The 7952-nt window shown below is 38.2% G+C and carries 7 protein-coding genes and 1 tRNA gene; 2 read left to right on the top strand and 6 right to left on the bottom strand.

Annotated features, from left to right (window positions below; genetic code table 11):
- Window positions 1–221: 221 nt before the first annotated feature.
- Window positions 222–773, bottom strand: coding sequence for a 1,2-dihydroxy-3-keto-5-methylthiopentene dioxygenase (locus IM479_RS20060; protein WP_286825886.1), 552 nt, complete (start codon window positions 771–773; stop codon window positions 222–224).
- Between the two features lie 117 nt (window positions 774–890).
- Between IM479_RS20060 and IM479_RS20055 the strand changes: the two genes are divergently transcribed.
- A tRNA-Ala gene (locus tag IM479_RS20055) sits at window positions 891–963 on the top strand.
- A 41-nt stretch (window positions 964–1004) separates the two neighbouring features.
- On the opposite strand, the gene IM479_RS20050 is transcribed toward IM479_RS20055, so the two are convergent.
- The 5 genes from IM479_RS20050 to IM479_RS20030 all read right to left on the bottom strand — a co-directional run bounded on the left by IM479_RS20050 (window position 1005) and on the right by IM479_RS20030 (window position 7815).
- Window positions 1005–3230, bottom strand: a complete 2226-nt coding sequence (locus IM479_RS20050; protein WP_287687037.1) for a hypothetical protein — start codon at window positions 3228–3230, stop codon at window positions 1005–1007.
- A 10-nt stretch (window positions 3231–3240) separates the two neighbouring features.
- Complete coding sequence (locus IM479_RS20045) at window positions 3241–4305, bottom strand: NAD-dependent epimerase/dehydratase family protein (RefSeq protein ID WP_287687035.1); 1065 nt, start codon at window positions 4303–4305, stop codon at window positions 3241–3243.
- A gap of 27 nt (window positions 4306–4332) precedes the next feature.
- Complete coding sequence (locus tag IM479_RS20040) at window positions 4333–5604, bottom strand: glycosyltransferase (RefSeq protein WP_287687034.1); 1272 nt, start codon at window positions 5602–5604, stop codon at window positions 4333–4335.
- 193 nt (window positions 5605–5797) lie between these two features.
- Window positions 5798–6865 (bottom strand): NAD-dependent epimerase/dehydratase family protein, encoded by a 1068-nt coding sequence (locus IM479_RS20035; RefSeq protein ID WP_287687033.1) that lies wholly within the window; start codon window positions 6863–6865, stop codon window positions 5798–5800.
- A gap of 149 nt (window positions 6866–7014) precedes the next feature.
- Entirely contained in the window at window positions 7015–7815 is an 801-nt protein-coding gene (locus IM479_RS20030) for a pantothenate kinase (RefSeq protein ID WP_287687031.1), read from the bottom strand.
- Window positions 7816–7906: 91 nt separating this feature from the next.
- Here IM479_RS20030 and IM479_RS22855 point away from each other — a divergent pair.
- The coding region (locus IM479_RS22855; RefSeq protein ID WP_353737100.1) for a helix-turn-helix domain-containing protein at window positions 7907–7952 on the top strand (46 nt) is incomplete at its 3' end.

Here is a 7952-nt window from a genome sequence, read left to right as displayed (position 1 = left end):
TTGACTTGTTTCAGTTTTTCTATTAAGCTCAACATATATTTTAAAAGTTGGCGGTCACTTTTCATTTTACCTGACAGTGATCGCTTTTACTTTTGATATTCTGATGGGAGAATGAAACAGCCCTACCCTTAATCCCCCCTTAATAAGGGGGGTGTCTGAAAGTTTTTAATACCCACCTACTCATCTGTCTTATGGGGAGAGCGCTCGCCTGAAACCAAAGGCTACAGGGCTGTTAAACTAGGAAAACGAATGACAGTTTCCGTATATTCGGGAACCCATCCGGCGGTACTGGTGAAGTAACGCACTGCTTTAACTCGTTTACTGGCAGTGAGGTGAAACCAGTGTTCGCTCTGGGCGGGAACATTGATATATTCTTGAGGTTGAATAGTTAATTCCCCCTGAGAACCATCGGCAAAGACAAAGCCAAAAACCCCTTCTCCATCAATGATATAACGCACCTCATCGTCGGCGTGGGTGTGACAGCGCTCGAACTTTGCCAGTAAAGTGTCGAGATTGGGAATTTCAGGGTGCAAAACGATTAAATCTCTAGCTTGATAACCCGCTTCTTGCTTTAGTTGCTTAAAATAACCGTCTAAGCTGGTTAAAACTATTTCTTTTTCTTCGTCAGTCAGAGAAGCTTGCTTAAGTAGCTGACGGGTGGCCTCGTTTTCGATCGGCCAATAGTTTAAAGTGACATTTAATTTGGCCAATTCCAGACTAATATCGGCTAACTGGGTATAAGTTGTCCCATTCTCTAAGCGTAGTATCGCCATTGGTTATCATCCTCAAGATTACTTTTTCCATTTTAAAGTTTTCCAGAGAGGAGCCGCTCGATTTTTTGCCAGTTCCTAGTATTTTCTGCTCAAAAATGCTATTATGGTCTATTATATGGGGAATTAGCTCAGTTGGTAGAGCGCTGCGATCGCACCGCAGAGGTCAGGGATTCGAGTTCCCTATTCTCCATTTTCCAGAGATATTAACCGCTTTTCAAGGTTCAAGAAAGATTATGAACCAGTGTCAACTTCCCAAAAAGGCGTTACTTTTATTTCTGGGGAGAATAGCAGAGGATTACTGACAGAAAAGCTAAAAGACTTCACTTGTGGCGGTAATTTTCCCTGAAAAAATGCCATTAATTCCTGATCATTTCTTGGTAAGTGACTAAGGATAACTCCATTAGCTGAATTATCTTGAAGAAAGCGAAAATTGGCTTGAGTTCCATCAAGATAATTAACGTTAATTATCACAGGAGTAATTCTAAATATTTTTTTGATTATTTTACCTAACCAAGAATATTCAAATTTAACTTGAACACGAGTAATCCCACTATTACGAGTAGGTAATTCATAGACTTGCTCCCAAGTAATATTAGTGGTCTCTCCTAGAGAAGTTGGACTGCAACGACTGAGATTTTGTTTTTCTAGAAGATAAAAGTTGGTTTTGATTGCGGGGACTTGGAAGGGCGAATTTACCGAGTCAAGTTGATAATTACAAACCACATAGGAAAAAGCTTTAGGTTCATCAAAAAAAGGATGTCTGCCATCAATAGATTGAAAGTGATAAATCAGATAATCTCTGGGAGATTGAGATAAGCTTTGATAATTTAGTTCATCCAGTTTTTCTGTATAAGCAGAATAGGATTGAATAATCGGCCGTGGTTTCCAATTAAGCTGATTGCCCGGAATAAGTGAAAATTCCCAGGGAATTATATCAATAGTTTTGCCTTGCACTTTTTCCAGCACAGAATCGGGTATTTTGGTAGCGGCAGCAATGACTTGTAAATTTTTAGTTGTACTCCTTTCACCTCGCATTTTTAATTCTGTGGGATTAAGCATAGAGGAAATGACAACCCCGATATTATTAACCACTCTATCGGGACTGAAATTACTCCACTGGCGAGCATTTTCCAATATAGTCCAATTAGGACTAGAGGTGATAATAATACATCCCAAAAAAATCATTCCCCAAGCACAATAAGCAATTTTCTTCAACCGAGAGTTTTTAATAATTGTTGTATAGAGAGAAGCTAAGAGAATAACCACAAGTGTAAAAACAACAACGTGAGCATCTTGCCTAACAAATCCATGCTTAAATGATAAAAACATAGTAAAACTATAGGCAATAGCTAGACTAATTTTTTGTTCTATAATTGCCAGAGACATTAAAAGCAAACTTAAGGCAAAGCAGAGCAAGGCAATGAGTAAACGCGGGTAATTTCCTACAATACTCATCCCACTGGAATAACCAGAAGAAATTTGCCAAGAATTGCTCAAATATCCCAGGAGAGAGGGAAAATTATTTAGATTAATTGTTTGGAGGAGAAGTAACCCATAAAGCCCATAAAATACTAACAGAGGTAACAAGTTAAGTAAGTGGTTCTGATTAAATAGAAGATAGATTTTGCCCTTGATCCCCCCTGCTTCCCTTAATAAGGGGGGTGCCGATAGGCGGGCAGATCTGACAATAAACCAGAGAGTTAAAGCCACTCCTCCAGCAATGCAAAGATTAACTATAATGTGAATAAAGGCTCGGTTAGAGGAAGCTGGATAGAGAAAAATAAAGGCAATGGAAGGAATGGTTAAAGTTAAGTTGATACCAGCGAGAACATTTTTTATAACTATCGATGCTGACTTTTGAAAATATCCCCGAACAATATTAACAAATATGTAGATAAACAGGCTGCCTGCTAGATAAATTCCTAAAGTTAGTTTGGTGAGTATGGAGAACCCGGTGATGATCCCAATAGCTATAGCCAAATAATTGATGTACTTTTGAAAAAAGTTATCAAAAGACATGAGTATCAGGAGGATAAATATCATCTGATAATCAGCAGTAAAGCCGATACTGTTGTAGGGATTTCCTACTAGGGTAGCAAAAATAATTGACAGCACAAAAACTATTTGATTGCTATATTCGTTAATAAATAATAATCTGAGAATAACTACTGCTAATAGACAAAGGTGTATCAACCAGCGAAAATAGATAATTTGGGAAAAGTTGTGATTTAAAGATGTGCCATGAATCAGATAGCCTAGGGGTCCGTAGGTGAAGATAATATCTTTACCAAAAATTAACTGTTTATGAGCAGCATCACTAATAGCAAAAGCCCAAGAAGCATCTAAACCAATTTTTAACCAATCAATAATAGGCAAATTTGCCAGAAAAAAGTAGGCGGTAATGATAATTAGTATTCCCTTGACGACTACAGGTGATTTGATAGATTTTTTCTGCATAATTGTTCAGTTAAAAAATACGTTTTAATTCCTTTTCGTGATCATAAATCCAATCAAAAATATCTTGGATTAATTTTCTACCGTCTCGCTGGGGTTGCCATCCAGTCATAGAACTGATTTTGCGAGAATCAGTGATAAAAATTGGCATATCTCCGGTGCGATTTTCGGGAACTGCCTCAATCATTATACTATTGCCCGTGATTTCTTGACATAGTTTTGTAGTTTCATAAAGGGACAAGGAAAAATCTTGCCCACCCCCCACATTAAAAGTCTGCCCTTTGAATTGTGCTAAATTAGCAATCTGAATATCGATTAAATCGAGTAAATCAGCTACATGAAGAAAATCTCTAACCTGTTTCCCTGTACCCCCATAACCGATATATTTTAAGGACTTCTGAAAGTAATGATTAGCCACCCAAAGGGCAAAAACTCCCTGATCAACTTTTCCCATCTGCCAAGGACCGGTTAAAACTCCACAGCGATTAATTAAAGTTCTTAATCCGTAGGCATCCCCATATTCATTAATAATCAATTCCGATGCTAACTTAGTGGAACCGTAGAGAGAACGGGGTAAATCTAAGGGAAATTGTTCACTGATACCAAAAGCAGAAACTCCGGGTAAATCTTGCTGTTCAGATAACTGAAAACGAGTATCTGTTTCTGTATAGTTTAATTGATTAAGATAGGCGATGGGATAAACTCTACTGGTGGAGAGAAAAATAAAATCTGCTTGGGTTTGTCTAGCTAATTCTAAACAGTTAATCGTTCCAATTAAGTTGGTTTGCAAAACGTAGCCGGGGGAAGTATAACCAGCTAAAACGGAAGGTTCTGCCGAACATTCTAGGATTAAATCCACTGGTAAAGCGGATGCTTCTAAGTCTTCCGCATTTCTGACATCTCCATGAACAAACTCAATTCCCGCTTGTTTGAGACGGGGAATATTTAATTCAGAACCGCGACGTTTTAAGTTATCTAAAGCGATAATTTTCCAGTCGGGATAGAGTTGGGCTAATCCCAAACCTAAAGAACTGCCCACAAAACCCGCACCACCAGTAATTAACACTTGCCTACTCATCAAAAATACTCCACTAGATAATAATTATCAAACAACTTGATTTTTTTTCTTTTTGCGCTTATAGTCGCCTCTAGAAAGGTGTTTTTCTAACCAGATAGAGAGAACTATAAATAAATAACGACTACCCATTTCCTTGAGTTTTAACTTGGAAATCCCCGTGGTACGATTGCGCCAAGTGATGGGAATTGTCGTGTAGGAATATCCTCGCACGATTGCTTTTAAGGGCATCTCTACTGTTAAATTAAAATGGTGAGACAGTAGAGGTGAGATTCCTTCGATAACCTCCTTCCGATAGATTTTAAAGGCGTTAGTGGTATCATTAAATTTTAGCCCAAATAAAACTTGAATGAATAGATTAGCCAAACGATTAATGAATAACTTGTGAATGGGATAATCAATAACTTTTCCTCCTTTGATAAAACGAGAACCAAAAACGCAATCGTAGCCTTCTTGGAGTTTATAATAATAGTCCACCATGTTATCGGGAGAGTCGGAATTATCTGCCATTACTACTGCCACTGCATCACCGCTAAAATTTTCTAATCCACAGCGCACCGCAAAACCAAACCCGTTGGGATAATAGTTATTGACGTAGCGAATCCGAGGATTTTCTTGGTTGATTTTTTTCAGAACTGCTTCGGTGTTATCTTTGCTATTGTCATTAACCACTAGGATTTCATAATCAATTTTATCCTCTTCTAAACGTTCAGATATTAAGTGAGTGGTGCTTTCGATGCAATCTTCTTCGTTGTAAGCAGGGATAATTATTGATAGGGTTTTTACTGCATAGTTATCCCTTGATTGACGTGGGTGAGAGTAACCGTCCATCTCGAAAGCTGGTGCTAATCCTTCGGGATAGTACATTTCTGTCTCATTAGTCTTATTCTTGGGTTTAAAAATTAGGCTATCACTGGCAACATAATTAATACTAGCTCCCAGTAAAACCCCAATCATTGTGTTAACTCCGGGGCTAATTCCTAACCAGTTTAAGAAGGGAAATATCAATAAAACTCGCAGTAAAACTGCTAAACCTGCCGAGAGATGATAGAGAGGAAGTTGTATCAAAATCACATCTCTAATTGTCCAATCTCCTCCAGTCCACACCCAGATTCTATAGATAAAGAAACTAGCAATTAAAGATATTTCTATCGAAATGACATTAGCAACATTCTTCAGAAATGGTGTATTAAATCCCAAGTCATCAATGAACCAATAAATTAAGAATAAGTTGATTAGAAATGCCACTCCCCCAGCAATGAGAAATCGGAAAATTTTATTGTTGTAGATTTTAGTTAACATAATAGTCTCTTAAAACATGATCTGGTTTAGTTTTTCTAGGTCAATATTGCTCTATTAATAACATCATTAATCTCCTCTGGTTAAATAATTGACAGATTCCCTCAATTACTAGCAGTATATTTGTCTAAAAATCACTTTTGTAACGAGGGAAAACTAGCAGATAAAAATTGACCAGAATAATTCTTGATTTACCCTAAGTCCAACGGCTAACGTTTTGACTAAAAATCTCTTTGAGAATATCTGTTACTGTGTAGGTTAACTGCCAATCAGGATAATGATTTTTAAACTTACTCACATCAGAAATCCACCAGATATGATCACCAATACGATTAGTCTCTACATACTGCCAGTTTAACTTTTTATCCGCAATCGCTTCACATTCTTGAATAGCTTCTAACATAGAACAATTGCTAAAGCGACTACCACCGATATTATAAACTTCTGCTACTCGCGGGGTCTGATAAAAATGATAGAAAGCATTGACGAGATCGTAACTATGAATATTATCGCGTACCTGCTTACCCTTATACCCATAAATACTGTATTCTTTGCCAATCATCGTACATTTCATTAAGTAGGATAAAAACCCGTGTAATTGGGTTCCCGAATGACTTGGACCGGTTAAACAACCACCACGAAAAGAGGCAGTTTTCATCTCAAAATAACGACCGTATTCCTGTACTAATACATCCGCCGCCACTTTCGAGGCACCAAGCAAAGAATGTTTACAAGCATCAATACTCATCAACTCGTCAATACCTTGAGCAAAATAAGGATGATTTTCCGAGATTTCCCAACGTAATTCTTTTTCTACTAAAGGCAATTCATTCGGTCTATCCCCGTAAACTTTATTGGTGGAACAGAAAATAAATACTGCTTGGGGACATTGTTGACGAGTATTTTCTAATAATACTAAAGTTCCGTTAGCATTGACACTAAAATCCATATAGGGATCCTTAGCTGCCCAATCGTGGGAAGGTTGCGCCGCCGTGTGGATAATTAAGGATATATCATGACTATAGGTTTTAAATATAGCTGAAATGGCTTCATGATCCCGAATATCTACAGCATGGTGAATGTATTTATCCCCGTAATCTTGGGATAATTTGGCTCGATTCCACTCCGTTGAAGCGTCTTCACCAAAAAATACCTGACGCATATTATTATCGATACCGACGACAGTATAACCCCGATCACAAAAAAATCGTACTGATTCGGAACCAATTAAACCAGCAGAACCGGTTACTAGAACGATCGCCATAACTATATCCTGAATTTTGTGCCTAGTTGCTGAGAAATTTCCCCAGTTGAGAAAACTTTCCCCGACTCTACTATAGCAAATAATGGGTTATTTAGGACGCTTTCAATTTTCAAACTCTTATCTGAACAGGGTTTCAGCGATGGATTGTCCTAAGCACCTTGGTCTTTGCTATAGATAGGTTCCCCTTTGTCAATTAAATAGTAGGGGATTCCCTTAACTGCGGCAATTCCCTCAAAAATTATCGTCCTATCCACTAGGGGTGATTTAATGGCGTTTTCTTGCCAGTAATCCCTAATTAAGTCGCCATCTCCCCCTGTTAAAATTATCCCGCTCTCTGGATATAAATTTAACCATTCCTGACTGAATTTTTCTATTCCCGCCAAAATTGTATAAATTATCCCACTTCTTATACCTTCTGCTGTTTCTTTTGCCCACATCTGGGGTAATCTTTCCGGTAAGGACACCTCTGGTAAGGCTGCCGTCCGTTCCCTTAAACTGGCTAATTGCACCTTGAACCCGGGTAAAATTGCCCCTCCCACTAGCTTTTTATCCCTATCCACTCCCGTAAAAGTTAAAGCTGTTCCCGCATCGATTACTAAACAGGGAAATCCGTATTTTTTTCCCGCACCCAATACAGCTAAAGCTCGATCGATGCCGAATGTTGGATATAAATCCAGTAAAGGAATATTTTTTAAAGTAATTATCCGTAAATTGCCATAATTTGCCCATAATTCTCTTTGGCTAGGAACCACAGAGGCAACAATCAATGCACATTCACATTTATTTGTCAAGAGTTTAGGGAAAATTTGTTGCAAAAATTCATTACTTAAGGGTTCCCTCAGGTGGGGAGTATCGAGACAAGCTAACAGGGTTTGACCGCAAAAATACCCCCAATGTAGCCGAGAATTGCCGATCATCAAACCTATCCAGTCAGTATCTTGCTCAGTCATCGAAAATTTTGGGTCTGAAACCCCGTCGTTCTACGACGGCTTTACCGTTAAATACTAGCGCATTTACCAAATATATGCTAAAATGTGAGACATGGAAAAAGCCTATTCGTTTCGATTTTACCCCACACCCGAACAAG

Origin of the sequence: Microcystis sp. M165S2, assembly GCF_020245885.1 — a bacterium.
Classification (GTDB): Bacteria; Cyanobacteriota; Cyanobacteriia; order Cyanobacteriales; family Microcystaceae; genus Microcystis.
The sequence above is the reverse complement of the archived record's forward strand: the minus strand, read 5'-3'. Positions and strand labels throughout refer to the sequence as shown.